The 16,403-nt window shown below is 64.2% G+C and carries 18 protein-coding genes; 10 read left to right on the forward strand and 8 right to left on the reverse strand.

What is annotated here, in order from left to right:
* Positions 1-73 precede the first annotated feature (73 nt).
* From CK220_RS26845 to CK220_RS26870, 6 genes are all read left to right on the forward strand, one after another.
* Complete coding sequence (locus tag CK220_RS26845; protein WP_095814412.1) at positions 74-727, forward strand: glutathione S-transferase family protein; 654 nt, start codon at positions 74-76, stop codon at positions 725-727.
* A 239-nt stretch (positions 728-966) separates the two neighbouring features.
* On the forward strand, positions 967-1,524 hold the full coding sequence (gene msuE / locus CK220_RS26850; RefSeq protein ID WP_095814413.1) for an FMN reductase: 558 nt from the start codon (positions 967-969) through the stop codon (positions 1,522-1,524).
* A gap of 36 nt (positions 1,525-1,560) precedes the next feature.
* Entirely contained in the window at positions 1,561-2,925 is a 1,365-nt protein-coding gene (locus tag CK220_RS26855; protein ID WP_095814414.1) for an LLM class flavin-dependent oxidoreductase, read from the forward strand.
* A 22-nt stretch (positions 2,926-2,947) separates the two neighbouring features.
* The gene (locus CK220_RS26860; protein ID WP_095814415.1) at positions 2,948-3,796 is read left to right on the forward strand and encodes an ABC transporter permease; all 849 of its coding nucleotides are present in this window, start codon (positions 2,948-2,950) and stop codon (positions 3,794-3,796) included.
* A 45-nt stretch (positions 3,797-3,841) separates the two neighbouring features.
* On the forward strand, positions 3,842-4,840 hold the full coding sequence (locus tag CK220_RS26865; RefSeq protein WP_095814439.1) for an ABC transporter substrate-binding protein: 999 nt from the start codon (positions 3,842-3,844) through the stop codon (positions 4,838-4,840).
* 17 nt (positions 4,841-4,857) lie between these two features.
* Positions 4,858-5,619 (forward strand): ABC transporter ATP-binding protein, encoded by a 762-nt coding sequence (locus CK220_RS26870; protein WP_095814416.1) that lies wholly within the window; start codon positions 4,858-4,860, stop codon positions 5,617-5,619.
* Positions 5,620-5,642: 23 nt separating this feature from the next.
* Here the strand turns inward: CK220_RS26870 and CK220_RS26875 are convergent, their stop codons facing one another.
* Positions 5,643-6,086 (reverse strand): MarR family transcriptional regulator, encoded by a 444-nt coding sequence (locus tag CK220_RS26875; RefSeq protein ID WP_095814417.1) that lies wholly within the window; start codon positions 6,084-6,086, stop codon positions 5,643-5,645.
* A gap of 150 nt (positions 6,087-6,236) precedes the next feature.
* Here CK220_RS26875 and CK220_RS26880 point away from each other — a divergent pair, with 150 nt between their 5' ends.
* Complete coding sequence (locus CK220_RS26880) at positions 6,237-7,100, forward strand: alpha/beta hydrolase (protein WP_095814440.1); 864 nt, start codon at positions 6,237-6,239, stop codon at positions 7,098-7,100.
* A gap of 71 nt (positions 7,101-7,171) precedes the next feature.
* Here the strand turns inward: CK220_RS26880 and CK220_RS26885 are convergent, their stop codons facing one another.
* Positions 7,172-8,401, reverse strand: a complete 1,230-nt coding sequence (locus CK220_RS26885) for an MFS transporter (RefSeq protein ID WP_176479225.1) — start codon at positions 8,399-8,401, stop codon at positions 7,172-7,174.
* 127 nt (positions 8,402-8,528) lie between these two features.
* Here CK220_RS26885 and CK220_RS26890 point away from each other — a divergent pair, with 127 nt between their 5' ends.
* Positions 8,529-9,413 carry a helix-turn-helix transcriptional regulator gene (locus CK220_RS26890; RefSeq protein WP_095814419.1) on the forward strand — a complete coding sequence of 295 codons (885 nt, stop codon included), beginning with the start codon at positions 8,529-8,531 and terminating at the stop codon, positions 9,411-9,413.
* Here CK220_RS26890 and CK220_RS26895 read toward each other — a convergent pair.
* From CK220_RS26895 to lgt, 6 genes are all read right to left on the reverse strand, one after another.
* Positions 9,410-10,345, reverse strand: coding sequence for a ribose-phosphate pyrophosphokinase (locus CK220_RS26895; protein ID WP_066994382.1), 936 nt, complete (start codon positions 10,343-10,345; stop codon positions 9,410-9,412). The genes CK220_RS26890 and CK220_RS26895 overlap by 4 nt on opposite strands.
* 163 nt (positions 10,346-10,508) lie before the next feature.
* Positions 10,509-11,120: a hypothetical protein gene (locus CK220_RS26900; protein WP_095814420.1), complete on the reverse strand. Its 612-nt coding sequence runs from the start codon at positions 11,118-11,120 to the stop codon at positions 10,509-10,511.
* A 55-nt stretch (positions 11,121-11,175) separates the two neighbouring features.
* Positions 11,176-12,327 (reverse strand): Xaa-Pro peptidase family protein, encoded by a 1,152-nt coding sequence (locus CK220_RS26905; protein ID WP_095814421.1) that lies wholly within the window; start codon positions 12,325-12,327, stop codon positions 11,176-11,178.
* Positions 12,327-13,115: a peptidoglycan editing factor PgeF gene (gene pgeF, locus CK220_RS26910; protein ID WP_095814422.1), complete on the reverse strand. Its 789-nt coding sequence runs from the start codon at positions 13,113-13,115 to the stop codon at positions 12,327-12,329. Before pgeF ends, CK220_RS26905 begins: the two co-directional genes overlap by 1 nt.
* A gap of 106 nt (positions 13,116-13,221) precedes the next feature.
* Positions 13,222-14,289, reverse strand: coding sequence for a class I SAM-dependent methyltransferase (locus tag CK220_RS26915; protein WP_095814423.1), 1,068 nt, complete (start codon positions 14,287-14,289; stop codon positions 13,222-13,224).
* A complete protein-coding gene (gene lgt / locus CK220_RS26920) occupies positions 14,286-15,140 on the reverse strand; it encodes a prolipoprotein diacylglyceryl transferase (protein WP_095814424.1) in 855 nt (284 codons plus the stop codon). The genes CK220_RS26915 and lgt overlap by 4 nt, the downstream gene beginning before the upstream one ends.
* Before the next feature lie 132 nt (positions 15,141-15,272).
* Here lgt and CK220_RS26925 point away from each other — a divergent pair, with 132 nt between their 5' ends.
* Together CK220_RS26925 and CK220_RS26930 are read left to right on the forward strand one after the other, a co-directional pair.
* Positions 15,273-15,575, forward strand: a complete 303-nt coding sequence (locus tag CK220_RS26925) for an accessory factor UbiK family protein (RefSeq protein ID WP_095814425.1) — start codon at positions 15,273-15,275, stop codon at positions 15,573-15,575.
* A 321-nt stretch (positions 15,576-15,896) separates the two neighbouring features.
* Positions 15,897-16,397: a YbjN domain-containing protein gene (locus tag CK220_RS26930; RefSeq protein ID WP_066994911.1), complete on the forward strand. Its 501-nt coding sequence runs from the start codon at positions 15,897-15,899 to the stop codon at positions 16,395-16,397.
* The last annotated feature ends 6 nt before the right edge of the window (positions 16,398-16,403 follow it).

Consider the following 16,403-nt stretch of genomic DNA (forward strand, 5'->3'; position numbering starts at 1 on the left):
CGTCTGCGTCCGTCATGTAGCATCGGCCAGGTTTCAATCGTCCTTAGCATTGGAAGGACCTCTGGAGATCAACATGAAACTTCTGTTCAGCCGCAATCCCAATCCTCGCCTCGCTGTCGCGACGGCGCGCTATCTCAAGGCGGAGGTCGCGTACGAATTCGCGTCGCCCATGGCGCCTGGGCAAGCCGAGCGCTATCGCGCGCTGAACCCCAATTTGACCTTGCCCATCTTGGCCGGCCCGGGATGGAGCCTCTGGGAAGCCGATGCGATCGCCTGCCGGCTCTCACGCGACATGCGTTCGGATTTCTGGCGCACCGGCGACGACGAGCCGGAGATGATCCGCTGGCTGAGCTGGGGCAAGGAAAATTTCGTCAGGGCCTGCGACATGGTGCATTTCGAGCGCGGCACGAAACAGCGCTGGGGGCTGGGGCCGATCGACAAGGCATTGGTCGAGGAGGGGCTGAGGCAGTTCCACGTGACAGCCGCCATCCTTGAAGCCGAGCTTTGCGGGCGCCAATGGCTGGTCGGCAATTCGGTTTGCTATGCCGACTTTCGTATGGCGACCTTTCTCGCGTTCAATGATGCCGCCCGGTTGCCGCTTGAGGACTATCCGTCGCTCAGGCGCTGGTATCGGCGGATCGAGGATATCGATGCCTGGCGCGACCCGTTCCAAGGGCTGGATGCGCCGCAACTGCCGCCGGTCAGCAGCGAGGCGGTGCCGGGCTAAGCAAGGATTTTGAACGGTCCTTCTTGAATCGACGATGCCTGCGAGTCCGTGGGGGAAATGGCTATAGCCGCGCCGTCCGGACGATGGGCCTCGGGCCGGAACTCCGCATCCGCTGAACCAATCAACGGTCAAAGGACGCAAACTCAATCCCTCTCCCGGGCTCGTTTTGAAATCATCTCGCTCACTTAATTCTATAAAGTTTGTAGCCTTAATGAATAAAGCAGCGTGGAGAGGCGGAGATGACGAAGAAGCTGGTGGTGGGGATATCCGGCAACCTGACCCGCCCGTCTAAGACCAAGGCCTTCATCAGCCATATTGCCGGCGACGTCGCCGGCCGGATCGGTGCGGCACCTGCGGTCTTCGACATCGAGGACCTCGGTCCATCCTTTCCTCCGGCACGGCGCCTCGGCGATCTCGACCCGGCGGCGCGCGGGATCGTTGAGCAATTCGTCAACGCCGGCGTTCTGGTGGTTGGGTCGCCGACTTTCAAAGGCAGTTATACCGGCCTTTTCAAGCACTTGTTCGACCTCCTCGATCCGTCGTCACTGCGCGGAAAGCCAATCATTCTGGCGGCGACCGGCGGCGGTGAGCGCCATTCGCTGATCGTCGAGCACCAGTTGCGGCCGCTGTTCGGCTTCTTCGAGGCGCTGACGATGCCGACCGCGATCTACGCCTCGGACAAGGATTTTGCCGACGGCCTCCTAGTATCGGAAGCCATCCACGCCCGCGCCCGGCAGGCGGTCGCCGAGGTTGTCAAGGCTGTTGGCGCCAGCCGCAACGTCGGCCTCGCCGCCTGACTCAAAACCAGTCTTTTCCGAACCGAAGGATCAGCCATGACCAGCCCCAGCAAGTCTCGACAGATCAAGCTTGGCGCCTTCCTGCCCGGCGGCGGCCAGCATGTCGCGGCCTGGCGTCATCCGGACTCGCCGGCCGACGGTGCGACCAATTTCGAATTTCACAAGAAGCTCGCACTGGCCGCCGAGCGCGGCCTGTTCGATGCGTATTTCCTCGCCGACAATCTGACCGTCGGGCTCGGCGCCCGCGAAGGCGGCAACGCCAAGATCGCCGGTTTCGAGCCGGTGACTTTGTTCGCGGCATTGGCGCCGCTCACTACCCATCTCGGCTTCATCGCCACCGCCTCGACCACTTATGAAGAGCCTTACACGCTCGCCCGCAAATTCGCTTCGCTCGACCTTCTGTCGAATGGCCGGGCCGGCTGGAACGTGGTGACCTCAGCGGGCGACGACACGGCGCGCAACTTCAATCGCGACGTCCAGCCCAACCATGCCGAGCGCTACGCGAGGGCGCATGAGCATGTCGAAACCGTCAAGGCGCTGTGGGACAGCTGGGAAGACGACGCCTTCATCCGCGACAAGAAGACCGGCCGCTTCTACGACCAGGACAGACTGCACGACATCAACCACAAGGGCGAGCATTTCAGCGTCAAGGGGCCGCTCAACGTGCCGCGGCCGGTGCAAGGCCATCCCGTGGTGGTGCAGGCCGGGCAATCCGAGGACGGTCGCAGGCTTGCGGCTGCCTCGGCCGAGGTGATCTTCACCGCACATCAGAACCTCACCTCCGCGCAGGAATTCTACCGCGATATCAAGGCGCGCGTGGCCGCGGCCGGCCGCGATCCGGCGCAGGTGCTGATCATGCCGGGTGTGGCGCCTTTCGTCGGCCGCACCGAGGAGGAAGCCCGCGCCAAGTACCAGCAGTTGAACGACCTAATCCTGCCGGAGGATGGCGTGGCGCTGCTCAACGCGCTTGCCGGCCAGACGCTCGACCTCCGGGACTATCCGCTCGACGGGCCGCTGCCGCCGAGCAAAGAGACCGAAGGCATGAGGAGCCGGCAGGCGCTGATCCGCCAGATCGCCGACGAACACAATTTTACGATCCGCCAGCTCTATCAATGGGTGGCGACCGCGCGCGGCCACTATACGGTGATCGGAAGCGCCGCCCAGATCGCTGATCAGCTGGAGGAATGGTTCACCAGCGAGGCCGCGGACGGCTTCAATATCCTGCCGCCCTGGCTGCCCGGCGCGCTCGACGATTTCGTCGACCTGGTCATCCCCGAACTGCAGCGCCGCGGCCTGTTCCGCACCGCCTATGAAGGCAGGACGCTGCGCGAAAATCTCGGCCTCAGGCGGCCTGAGAATCCGTGGACGGTCGCACGCTCGACCGTGCTCGCCGCCGAATGATCCTCAAACGAAAGGCAAGACGATGATGATGCAGCACATCGAACGAGCGGTCGGCATCGGCGGGCGCAATGGCGGCAATGGCTTCGGCACCGAGGCCGTGCGGCTGGCCGGTCGCGCCTCGGCGCGGATCCTGTCGCGCTATGGCGTGCTTCTCGGCTTCCTGGCGCTCTGGCAGGTGGCGGCGGCGAGCGGCTGGGTCAACACGGCGGTGCTGCCGCCGATCGACACAATTGCCGTAGCGCTGTGGAAGGGGCTCGCCGGCGGCAGCCTGCTCGGCGATATCGCCATCAGCCTGCAGCGCGCCGGCCTCGCCTTCGCGGCGGCGGTCATCGTCGCCATTCCGCTCGGCCTCGTGATGGGGCAGGTGCGGGCGGTCGAAACCGCGTTGGACCCCATCCTGCAATTGTTCCGCCAGACTTCGGCACTGGCGCTCTATCCGGTGTTCATCCTGCTCCTGGGCCTGGGCGAGGCTTCCAAGGTGTTCGTGATTTTCTGGGCGACGCTCTTTCCGTTGCTGCTCAACACCATCAGCGGTGTGAAAGAGGTCGATCCGAAGCTGCTCGAAATGGCGCGCGTCTACGGCGCTCGGCGGCTGACCATATTCCGCCGCGTCGTGCTGCCGGGAGCCGTGCCTTCGATCTTCGTCGGCTTGCGGCTCGGCGCCACCACCGCGCTGCTGCTGCTGATTGCCTCCGAAATGATCGGCGCCAACAAGGGCATCGGCTTCCAGGTGATGAATGCGCAGTACAACTTCCAGATCCCGCTGATGTTCGCGGCGATCGTCATCCTCGCAGCCCTTGGCCTGATCGCCAACCAGGCGCTGGTTGGCCTGCAGCGGCGGCTCTGCCGCTGGAGCAACTCCGTCGGCTGAGCAGCCAATCTTCCCAGTCATCCTGTAACCATGAAAGGCCGGACCATGACCATCACACGCCGTTCATTTCTCCTGCGGGCCCCGCTTGCCGCCGGCATCATCGCCGCCGGTCTGCCCGGCATCGCCCGCTCGCAGGCCGCTTCCGTCAAAATCCGCTACCTCGCCAGCCGCGGCGGCATTTCCCCGCACGAACTCGCCGACGAACTCGGCTATTTCAAAGGCCTCGGCATCGAGCTCGAGAATGTCGGCTATGCGGCGGGGGGTCCGGAATCGCTGTTCGCGCTCGCCTCCGGCAGCGTCGATTTGGGTTCGGCCGCGACGCCGGCCGTGATCAACTCGATCGCCGGCGGCAATGACTTCGTCGCTGCCTATCCGAGCAACGGCATCAACAAGGATGTGAAAAGCGTCTTCTATGTGCTGGAAGACAGTCCGATCAAATCGATCGCTGACATCGCCGGCAAGACGATCTCGGTCAACACGCTCGGCGCCCATCTCGACTACACGGTGCGCGAGGCGCTGCACAGTGTCGGCTTGCCGCCGGATGCGGCCAAACTGGTCGTAGTGCCGGGGCCGCAACTCGAGCAGACCCTGCGCTCGCATCAGGTCGATGTCGCCGGGCTCGGTTACTGGCAGGCGACTTTCGCTGGCCAACTGGTCAGCAATGGCGGGGTGCGCGGTGTCTTCAACGACACCGATGTGCTCGGCGAGATCGCCGGCGGTTTCGTGGTGCTGCGGCGCGATTTCATCGCCGCCAATCCGGACGCTGCCCGCAACTTCGTCGAACAGTCAGCGCGCGCCGCCGACTGGTCGCGACAGAACCCCGACCAGACGCGCAAGCTGCTCGCCGACATCCTCAACAGGCGCGGCGAGAATGGCGAACTGGCGCGCTACTGGACCGGCTTCGGCCTTCGCGAGAAGGCGGCGGTGACCGACCGCGACGTCGACTTCTGGGTGAGCATTCTAGAGCGTGACGGTCGTCTGCCGAAAGGCAAGCTCAAGGCCGCCGACATTCTCTACCGCCCGGGCGAAACCAAGATCAACTGAGCACGGAGGCAAGCGCCATGGCCACCGCACGCGGCGGCGAGGTCACGATACGCGACCTGTCCAAATCCTTCACGCTCGGCGGGCGTCAGCTTGCCGTGCTGCGCTCGCTCAGCCTCGACGTCCGCTCCGGCGAGTGCCTCGTCATCGTCGGCGCCAGCGGCTCCGGCAAGACGACGCTGCTGCGCGTCCTGGCCGGGCTGGAGCGGGCCGACGGCGGCGCCGTCGCCATCGACGGGAGAGAGATCGAGGGCGTCGGCGAGGAACGGGCGGTGATCTTCCAGGAGTCGCGGCTGCTGCCCTGGCTGACCGTGCTCGGCAATGTCGCTTTCGGCCTTGAAGTGCGCGGCGTACCCAAGCCGGAAGCCGAGAAGCGGGCAAGCTTCTATATCGCTCTGGTCGGCCTCGCCGAATTCAGCGATGCCTACCCAAGACAACTTTCGGGCGGCATGGCGCAGCGCGTCGGCATCGCCAGGGCGCTGACCGTGCAGCCGGAAATCCTGCTGCTGGACGAGCCGTTAGGGGCTCTCGACGCCATGACCAAGATCTCCATGCAGGAGGAACTGGCGCGCATCTGGAACGAGGAGGACGTCACCATGGTCTTGGTCACCCATGACCTCGAGGAGGCGATCTATCTCGCCGATAGGGTGCTGATCCTGCCCAAGGAAAAGGGCAAGGCGGCAAGGCTGATCGATGTCGATTTGCCACGCCCGCGCGACCGCAGCGAAACCCGCTTCGTGCGCTACCGCGAGGAGCTGCTGCGCGAGTTCGGCCTGCACTAAGCAGACCTTATAGCGCTTGGAGGTCAGGCAGCATCTGCCGTTCGGTCGCCGCTCAACGCATCCCGCAACGCCCGGACTTTTCGGGTGAGGGCATCGATCTCGGCCGAGGTCATGCCTGAGCGCTCGACCAGCGTTTCGCCCAGACAGTTGCATTGCGTGAGCAGCGCCCGGCCGGCCGCGGTGAGATCGACCTGCACCTGCCGCTCATCGTCATGGCTGCGCTGGCGGGTCACCAGCCCCGCCTGTTCCATGCGCTTGACCAGCGGCGTGACGGTGCTCGATTCCAGCGCCAGCCGGCGCGCTATGGTGCCGACCGACATGCCATCGGCCTCTCCAAGCGCATTGAGCACGAGATACTGGGGATAGGTGATCCCCATCGCGTCGAGCATGGGCTTGTAGGTGCGGTTGATCGCCATGCTCGTGGCGTAGAGTGCGAAACAGAGCTGATTGTCCAGCGGCAGAGGCATCGCGCCAATTTCCTTTTGTCGACGTCGCGAGGCTATTTAACACAAAACAAGATATCGCGACACATATTATCGTAGACAAGACGTGGCGGCTGCGATAGGCATTTCATTATCGCGATATCATTTATCGCGACATTGACCAAGGAGATTGAGATGACTGAAGCTTCGCATGCGAAGGCTGGCTCGGGCAGCGGCACGATCACCACCAAGGACGGCACGCAGATCTACTACAAGGATTGGGGCACCGGTCAGCCGGTTGTCTTCCACCATGGCTGGCCGCTGAGCAGCGACGACTGGGATGCCCAGATGCTGTTCTTCCTCTCCAGGGGCTATCGGGTCATCGCCCATGACCGTCGCGGCCACGGCCGTTCCAGCCAGACGGACACCGGCAATGAGATGGACACGTACGCCGCCGATGTGGCGGCGCTGGCTGCGCATCTCGACCTCGAGGACGCCATCCATGTCGGGCATTCCACAGGCGGTGGCGAAGTGGCGCGCTATGTCGCGCAGTACGGTTCCGGAGGCCGCGTCGCCAAGGCTGTGCTGCTCGGCGCGGTGCCGCCGATCATGCTCAAGACCGATGCCAATCCCGGCGGCCTGCCGATCGAAGTGTTCGACGGCTTTCGCTCAGCGCTGACAGCGAACCGCGCCCAGTTCTTCCGCGACGTTCCGGCCGGTCCGTTCTACGGCTTCAACCGTCCGGGCGCGACGGTGTCGGAAGGCGTCGTCGACAATTGGTGGCGGCAGGGCATGATGGGCAGCGCCAAGGCGCATTACGACTGCATCAAAGCGTTTTCGGAAACCGACTTCACCGAGGACCTGAAGAAGATCGAGGTGCCGGTGCTGGTCATGCATGGCGACGACGACCAGATCGTGCCGATCGCGGATTCGGCCCTGCTCGCGATCAAACTGCTCAAGAAGGGCGAGCTCAAAGTCTACAAGGGCCTTCCGCACGGCATGGCGACGACCCATGCGGACGTCATCAATGCCGACCTCCTGGCCTTCTTCCAGGCTTGAGTCCCAGCGCCAAAAAGCACCCGCCGTCGGGCGGGTGCTTTGCTCGCTGGAGCTCGTTCGGAGCAGCCGGCTCAGGCTTTCCTGGCCTCCTTCATGTTCGGCAGGAACACGGTCAGCAGGCCGAGGAAGGGCAGGTACGAGCAGACGTGGTAGACGAAGTCGATGCCCTTCATGTCGGCGACGACGCCGAGCACGGCCGCGGCGATGCCGCCCATGCCGAAGGCGAAGCCGAAGAAGATGCCGGCGATCATGCCGACGCGGCCGGGCACCAGTTCCTGCGCGAAGACGACGATGTTGGAGAAGGCCGACGACAGGATCAGGCCGATCACAACGGTAAGCACCATCGTCCATTCCAAATTGGCGTAAGGCAGGGCCAGCGTGAAGGGCAGAACGCCGACGATCGAGAACCAGATCATCGCCTTCTGGCCGTAGCGGTCGCCGAACGGGCCGCCGAGCAGGATGCCAAGCGCCGAGGCGCCGAGGAACAGGAAGAGCATCACCTGCGACATCTGCACCGAAACGCCGAACTTATGGATGGCGTAGAAGGTGTAGTAGCTGGACAGCGAGGCGATATAGGCGTTCTTGCTCAGCACCAGCAGCGTCAGCACCGCCAGTGCTCCCATGACTTTTTTGCGCGGGAAGGGCGAGACGTGGGCCGCCTGCTTGCGGGTGGCCATCGAAGCGCGCAACCGGCTGTACCAGCCGCCGACCTGCCACAGCACGACGATGCCGATCAGCGAGCCGACCGTGAACCAGGAAATGCTGGTCTGGCCGAAAGGCACGACGATGAAGGCGGCGAGCAGTGGGCCCATCGCCTGGCCGAAATTGCCGCCGACCTGGAACAGCGACTGCGCCAGGCCGAAGCGGCCGCCCGAGGCGAAGCGGGCGATGCGCGAGGATTCCGGATGGAAGATCGCCGAGCCGATGCCGATCAGCGAGGCGCCGATCAGGAGCAGCCAGTAATGGCCGGCATGCGCAAGCACCACCAGCCCGACCAGTGACGAGGCCATGCCCCAAGGCAAAGAATAGGGCATCGGCCGCTTGTCGGTGATCATGCCGATCACCGGCTGCAGCAGCGATGCCGTCACCTGGAAAGTGAAGGTAAGAAGGCCGATCTGCCAGAAATCGAGACCGTAATTCTCTTTCAGCAGCGGATAGATCGCCGAAAGCAGCGACTGCATGATGTCGTTGACGCAATGGCAGAAGCTCACCGCAAGAATGACGGTGAAGGCCGTCGCTTGCGCCGAGGTGTGGCTTGCCGGTGCTGGGGTGCCGACGGCGGCGGCGGTCGTATCGGTCAAGGCAATGGCTCCGGTCTTTTTGGCGGCGAACCGCAGGCAGCTTTATAGGACGCTTGCCTTATAATCGGCTTGAATGGCGACTTCTTTCGTGGTTTGGTCCAATAGTTTCGCAAGTGGGCCACATCGAATGCCGCATGGCCGGGAAATCTTCAGGGGCGATGCCGCCGAACTCGGCCGGCTGCATGAAAGCCGCTGGCAATGGCTGGAAGAGGCGATCGGGCCGGCGGTCGCGCTGCCGACCGAATATCCCGACCGCTACCACGTGCCGCAGCACCGCCACAGCCGCAGCCAGTTGCTGCATGCGCTTGTCGGCGTCGTGCTGGTGACGACCAAGCACGGCCGCTGGATGGTGCCGCCCGACCATGCGATGTGGATACCGGCCGGCATCGAGCACTCCGTCGAGATGCTTGGCGACGTCTCGATGCGCTCGGTTTATGTCGTGCCGGATGCGATTCCCGGCCTGCCTGAGGGCTTGCGCGTCGTCGGCATCACCGAGCTCATGCACAGCCTGATCGTGGAATCGGAGAAGCTGCCGCAGGGCGGCGAGCTCGAAGGGCGCGCCGGGCTGATCATGGGGCTCCTGCTGCATGAGATCCCGAACCTGCCGGAGCGGCCGCTCGGCCTGCCTTTTCCGTCGGATCCGAAGCTCGCGGCGCTCTGCCGGCGCTTTGTCGCGGCGCCCTCGCCACATGCGACGATCGACGGATGGGCGGATGCCGCGGGCATGAGCCGGCGCTCCTTCACACGCGCCTTCCACCGCCAGACCGGGCTGTCGCTCTCCACTTGGCGCCAGCAGGCCTGCCTGTTCGCGGCGCTGCCGAGGCTCGCCGACGGCGAGCCTATCACCAGGGTGGCGCTCGATCTTGGCTATGACAGCGTGCCGGCCTTCATCACCATGTTCAAGCGCATGCTCGGCAGCTCGCCGCGCGACTATATGCGCGGCGCGCGCGAGTCAGGCGAGGGGCCAAAGCGATCAAGCGGCCCGGTTCAGGCCAGCAGCGCCGCGGTCTAGTCGAACAGGCTCGACACCGATTCCTCGGTCGCCGTGCGCGAGATCGCCTCGCCCATCAGGTCGGCGATCGAGATGACGCGGATGTTGGGCGCGTCGAGCACCGCCTGGCTCGGCTGGATGGAATCGGTGATCACCAGTTCCTGCAGTTTCGAGCCACTGATGCGGGCAACCGCGCCGCCCGAGAGCACGCCATGGGTGATGTAGGCAGTGACGCTGGTCGCGCCGTTGGCGAGCAAGGCATCGGCCGCGTTGCAGAGCGTGCCGCCGGAATCGACGATGTCGTCGATCAAGAGGCAGTCCTTGCCGGCCACGGCGCCGATGATGTTCATCACCTCGGATTCGCCGGGGCGCTCGCGGCGCTTGTCGACGATGGCGAGCTGCGCATCGAAGCGTTTTGCAAGCGCGCGCGCCCGCACCACGCCGCCAATGTCGGGCGAGACGACGACGACATTGCCGAGCTGCTTGTATTTCGCCTTCACGTCGCGGGCCATCACCGGCACCGAGAACAGATTGTCGGTCGGGATGTCGAAGAAGCCCTGGATCTGGCCGGCATGCAGGTCGAGCGTCAGCACGCGATCGGCGCCGGCGCGGGTGATCATGTTGGCGACGAGCTTGGCCGAAATCGGCGTGCGGCCTGAGGCGCGGCGGTCCTGCCTGGCGTAGCCGAAATAGGGAATGACCGCCGTAATCCGCCTTGCCGAGGAGCGCATGAAGGCGTCCATCATGATGAGCAGTTCCATCAGATGGTCGTTGGTCGGATAGGAGGTCGACTGCAGGATGAAGACATCCTCGCCGCGCACGTTCTCCTGGATCTCGACGAAGATCTCCTGATCGGCGAAGCGCCTGACGCTGGCCTTACCCAGCGGGATGTTGAGATAGCGAGCGACCGCTTCGGCCAGCACCCTGTTGGAATTGCCCGCGAAAAGCTTCATGCACCGTTCCTGGTGAAGGATGGAGAGACCGGACAGACTCTCATGAGCCTTTTAAGCGGGCTTTTAGCGGCCCGCGCCGGTATTGCAAGCCTCGTGATCGGGAATCGTTCGACAAGGCGCAACAAAGGCCGGCTGGATCGCAAGCCGGCAACAGGTTGGTCGATCAACCGGCGCCGCCGCTGCCGAGCCAGGCGGTGAACTGGTCGATCGTCTGGTCGGCGATGGCCTGCATGGTTGCCGGCGCTACCGCCGGCCAGCCTTCGCCGCTGCCGACGGAAGCCGCTTTCTGTTGCCCATTGATGCGATGCAGGCGGTTGCCCGACGGATCGTAGATGTCCCAGACATAGATGACGGTGGTGTCCTTGCCTTCGGACATCGTCGAAAAATAGCCCTTCAGCACATGCGTCGCCGTCTGATCGGTGCTGCCGACAAGGGTCACGCCGCGCTGCCTGGCGCGCGTCTGCAATTCCGCCGTCAAGGGGGCTGCGGCCTCCACCGAGGCGCCGACGATCGGCGCAACTTGCAGCCGGGTCTTGGCGATGGCGGCGGCCTGAGCCGGCGTGGCGGGCGTTGGAGCCGCCGCGGTCGCTGTGGGCGCAGGCGCGGTCGTCGTTGGCGGTGTGGTGGCCGACGTGCCTTGGGTGGCAGGCAATGCCTGGGCCGAATTCGTCGGCGGCTTGACGGCAGAAGGATCGAGGACGTCCTTGGCGTTGGTGCAGGCGGCAAGCGCCAGCGCCGCAAGCAATGACACGGTCGTCACCTGCGATCGTCTCATTTGCCCGACAACTCCCTGGTGGCGAACGCCCCCGCGTGAACCAACCATTATGGATTCACTGCACGATCAAGTCGAGATCATGGCGCGACAGCGGCTTCGGCGCCGATTCCGTGGTAAGATAGGTGCGGCCGAGCGTCATCGCCGTCTCGGTTTCCGAATCCATGATGATCATGTGCGCGAACAGCGTCATGTTGGGCGCGATCGGCTCCAGATTGCCCTGGTAGAACATCGGCATATCCATCCAGGACGGCGTGAAACGGGCGCCGAGCGAATAGCCGCAGGCGTTCAGCCGGTGCTTGGTCAGATTATGCGCCTCGAGCGTACGGGCATGCGCATCGAAGACGTCGCCGAAAGTGTTGCCCGGCGTCATCGCCTTCTCGACCGCAAGCAGAGCCGCGCGGGCGGCGTCGAACAGTTCCTGGTGGCGCTTCGATACCTTGCCGGTCAAAACGGTGCGCATCATCGCCGCGTGATAGTGATGGAAGACGCCCGCCCATTCGAGCGTCAGCTGGTCGTTCTTGGTGAGCTTGCGGCGGCCGGCCTTGTAGCGGCAGAGCAGGGCATCGGCACCGGAGCCGATGATGAACTCGTTGGCGGGATAGTCGCCGCCGCCGGCAAAAATTGCTCCTTGCATCGCGGCCAGGATCAGCGCCTCGTCGCCGCCCTGCTTGATCAGGGGCAGAGCGGCATCGAGCGCATCGTCGGCGAGGCTTGCGGCTTTTTCGGCTTTGGCGATCTCGGCCGGACTCTTGAAGAGGCGCAGCCGGCCGACGATTCCGGAAGCATCGGCGATCTGGCCGAAGGTCTGCAACTGCTCGTCCACACGGCGGCCATTGTAGGCGGTCAGGCCATGCGTGTCGTATTCGACGCCGATGCGCGCGCCGAGCAGGTCGAGATCGTTGAGCAGGTTGCGCAGATCGATCGCGGGATTGGCGCCATCACGATCGGTCCACAATAGGATATTGTCGATGGTCGAGGTGTTTCGCGCCTGCCTCAAATCGGCCGAGCGGGTGAGCAGCACCATCGAGCCGTCGGCCTTCACCACCAGACACTGGAAGAAACAGAAGCCGAAAGTGTCGTAGCCGGTCAGCCAGTACATGCTCTCCTGCGCGAACAAAAGCACAGCGTCGAGCTTCTTCTCGGCCATCTCGATCAGCAGCCGGTCGCGCCGCGCGTCGAATTCCGAACGTTCGAAATGCAGCGCCATTAGTCTTTCTCCAGAACGATTGCCGAGACCTGCCGCCCGTAATCCGCTTCCTTGCGGTGGGTGGTGCGCCGGTAGGAATAGAAAAGGTCTTCTTCCGCGTAAGTGCAGCGGCCGAGCCCGTCGGCGGTCACGCCGGCCTTGCGCAGCCGGTCGACCGTATATTGGTTGAGGTCGAACATCGAGTGGCCGGGGTTCTGCGACGACCTGAAATAGCGCTGATTGCCAGCGTCGGCCTCGACGAAGCGGGCGAGGAATTCCGGGCCGACCTCGTAATTGTCGGGGCTGATGGAAGGGCCGAGCACGGCCACGATGCGATCGCGGCGGGCGCCGAGCCCTTCCATCGCGGCCACGGTGTTTTCGAGCACGCCGGTGAAGGCGCCTTTCCAGCCGGCATGGGCCGCGCCGATGACGCGCGCCCCCGCGTCGGCGAACAGCACCGGTCCGCAATCGGCCGTCGAGGCGCCGATAGCGATGCCCGGCCGGTCGGTGACGATGGCGTCGGCCTTGGGGCGAGGGACGGCGAAAGGCTCCCTGGCGATGACGACATCGGGAGAATGGACCTGATGCGCGGTGAGGAGACGATCCGCCGGCACGCCCATCCAGTCGGCGACGCGGCGACGGTTCTCGGCGACCAGCGTCTGGTCGTCGCTGGAGCCCGTGCCGATGTTGAGGCCTCGATAGATGCCGCTGGAGACGCCGCCGATGCGGGTGAAATAGCCGTGGCGTATGCCCTGCGCCTGCTCAAGCAGCGGCGAGCGCACTGGATCGGGTCTGGTCTGATTCAGCATGGAAGGGTTTGTTGTCCGCGCGGGCGATTTCGTCAAGGTGGAGTTCGGTTGGGGGGTGAGGCTCGGGCAAGTGGCAGGGCCAGCTTGCACGGGTTGCCCGCCGATGTCAGCCAGTTTTCGCCGCCGGCCGGATCTTCATCACCTTGAACAGCTCGCCCATCGAATCGAGGCCGGCAAGGCGCTCGACCGCGTCGGAAATCGCCTGCCGCGCGACGTCATCGGCCCTGGCGCCAAGCGCGCCGGCGCGCTCGAGCAGGCCCATGCCGAGCAGGAATTCACCCTGCGTGGTCAGCTCCGCCTGGAGGCCGTGCTCCCGGACGGCTGCGGCCAACGCGGCGAAATCGACATGAGCGGTAAGGTCGGCCTCGCCGGGATTGGCCAGCACGTCTTCGTGACCGTGCCTGCGCACAGCCTGCAATGTGTCGCCGATGCCCGGCTCAAGATGGCCGTAATCGATGAACAGCCCGGCGCCGCCATGGCCGGCGATACGCTTGGCAATCGCCGCCATCAGCGCCGCGCGGGCCGGCGCCAGCTCGACGATCGCGCCTTGCACAGCATCGGCCGCGCCAGCCGGCAGCAGCGCCGGGTCGACGGAACCCGCGCCGGCGAAGAAATGAAGATTGTCGGCATCGTCTAGCCCGACCATGCGCTCGCGCCAGCCTGCGCCGACATAGACGAACTGGCGGATCGGCACCGCGTCGAACAGCTCGTTGCCGACGATGAAGAGCGGTTGCAGCGGCAGCGTGTCGATGGTTTGGTGCCAGCTCAGGGCCGAACTCTGGCCGGCAAGCGTCTCTTTCTGGATTTCGGCCAGGCGCGGACTGGTCTCGATCATGGCGAAGGAAGCCTCGGCGGCAAGCGCCGGATCAAGCCGCGACCAGGTGCGCAGCATGTCCTTCATCAGCGTGCCGCGACCGGGACCGATTTCGGCGAAGGTGGCTGGGAGCGGCCGGCCCACACCTTGCCAGGCCTGGTAGAGCCAGACGGCGACAAGCTCGCCGAACATCTGGCTGATCTCCGGCGCGGTGACGAAGTCGCCGGCGGCGCCGAAGGGCTCGCGCGTCGTATAATAGCCGTCCTCAGGGTCGAACAGGCAGAGCGCCATGTATTCGCTGACCGGGATCGGCCCCACCGCGCCGATCAGGCCGACCATGCGCTCCTTCAGCCCGGTCATGCCGGCTGCGTCTGCGTCATCGGCTTTGCGGTGGCCATGGCCCAGATGCCGGCGAGCACCATCGGCGAGGACAGGACCATGCCCATGGTCAGCCAGTTGGTGCCGAGCAGATAACCGAGCTGCTGGTCAGGCTCGCGGAAGAACTCGACGAAGATGCGCGACAGGCCGTAGCCGCAGATGAAGGCGCCGCCGACGAAGCGCGGTGTCTTCAGCTTCAGCCGCGAGTGGGTGAGGAAGCGTAGCACAAGGAAGAGCACAAGACCTTCCAGCAGCGCCTCGTAGAGCTGGCTGGGATGCCGGGTGAACGGGCCGCCATTGGGGAATTCGATCGCCCAGGGCACGTCCGACGGCCGGCCCCAGAGTTCCGAATTGATGAAATTGGCCACACGCACCAGCCCAAGGCCGACCGGCACGCCGGCCGAGACGACGTCAAACAGCGTCCAGGTGTGAATGCCGCGCTTGAGCGAAAAGAGCGTCATGGCGAGGATGACGCCGAGCAGTCCGCCATGGAACGACATGCCGCCCTGCCAGACCGCAAAGATGTCGAGCGGATGCGCGATATAGCGTGGAAGGTCGTAGAAGAGGACATAGCCGGTCCGCCCGCCGAGCACCACGCCGATCGCCGCCCAGACGATGAAATCGTCAAGGTCCTCGGGCTTCATCGGCAGCTTGCCGTCCGGCCAAAGGCTGGCATTCGCGGCCAGACGCTTGGCGTACCACCAGGCGAAGAGAATGCCGACGATGTAGCCGACCCCATACCAATGCACGGCCAGCGGCCCGATATGGACGATGACCGGGTCGATATTGGGGAAGGGCATGGAGGCCAGCGGCAGCAGGAAATATTCGCTCAAACTGGGTCTCTCCGGTTGCGGTCGTCTATCGGGCGCGGACCATGCGGCAGGGTTTTGGCGGGGTCAAGGCAGGCTTCGCTTGCAATCCGTGCCGCGCGCCACTACGTCAAAATAGCCAAGCGAGGATTTGCCATGTCGACCGGAACGAACCGCATTCTCGATGAATTCGCCAAGCTGATGACCGATGCCGCGGGGGCAGCCCAAGGCGTCAGGCGCGAGATGGAGACGGCTTTCCGCAGCCAGGCCGAGCGCCTGCTCAACTCCATGGATGTCGTGAAACGCGAAGAGTTCGAGGCCGCCCGCGAGATGGCCGTCAAGGCAAGAGAAGACAACGTCCAGCTTGCGGTGCGCCTCGAAGCGCTGGAGGCCAAGCTCGCCGAATTGACCGGGCAGGCCGCACCTGCAGCTGCGGCGAAGCCCAGATCAAAAAAATAATCGTAAACTTTTCCACAAAGCGCGATCCGAAAAATCGCTTTGCCGTGAATCGCTTACCGGCATTGCATGAATCTTTTTGACAGCGCCTTTCCACATGCGAATGACGCAGTGCGAAAAATTGGGCTGTTCACGCGACTCCCGATCAATAGACTGAATTTGTTGCATGATTCGAAGCAGGGTCATGCGCCGGGCGGTGGGGTCCGGTTGGGGTCTTCGCGTTTGGAAAGTCCTGGCCGTCCGAGTTCTAGACAAGATTGTTCGTTGTGCGTGCCCTCTCTCGCGGAGCGTGTGGCGGCGCTCTCAGAACGACAGGAAGCATTCATGGAACTCCTCGAACTCGAATTCTCCCGCGAAATCCACCCGGTGGACGTCATCGAGCAGGTGGCCCACAACAATGACTGGTCCTTCGAACGCGCCGGCGATGACGAGATCTCGATTTCGGTGACAGGCAGCTGGACCGACTATCATGTCTCCTTCTCCTGGATGGAAGATTTCGAGGCGCTGCATCTGGCCTGCGCCTTCGACATCAAGGTGCCGGAAACGCGCGCGCTGGAAGTGATGCGGCTTCTGTCGCTGATCAACGAACAGATGCTGTTCGGCCATTTCGACCTGTGGGAGCAGGAGGGCGCGATCATGTTCCGGCAATCGCTGCTGCTCGCCGGCGGCGTGGAGCCGTCGAGCCAGCAGGTCGAGGTGCTTCTGTCCTCGGCGTTGGAGGCCTGCGAATGCTATTTCCAGGCCTTCCAATTCGTCGTCTGGTCGGGTACGTCGGCCAAGGACGCGCTGTCCAGCGTGCTCTTTGAAACCCATGGAAGCGCCTGAGCCAAG

It is taken from the genome of Mesorhizobium sp. WSM3860 (assembly GCF_002294995.1).
Classification (GTDB): Bacteria; Pseudomonadota; Alphaproteobacteria; order Rhizobiales; family Rhizobiaceae; genus Mesorhizobium.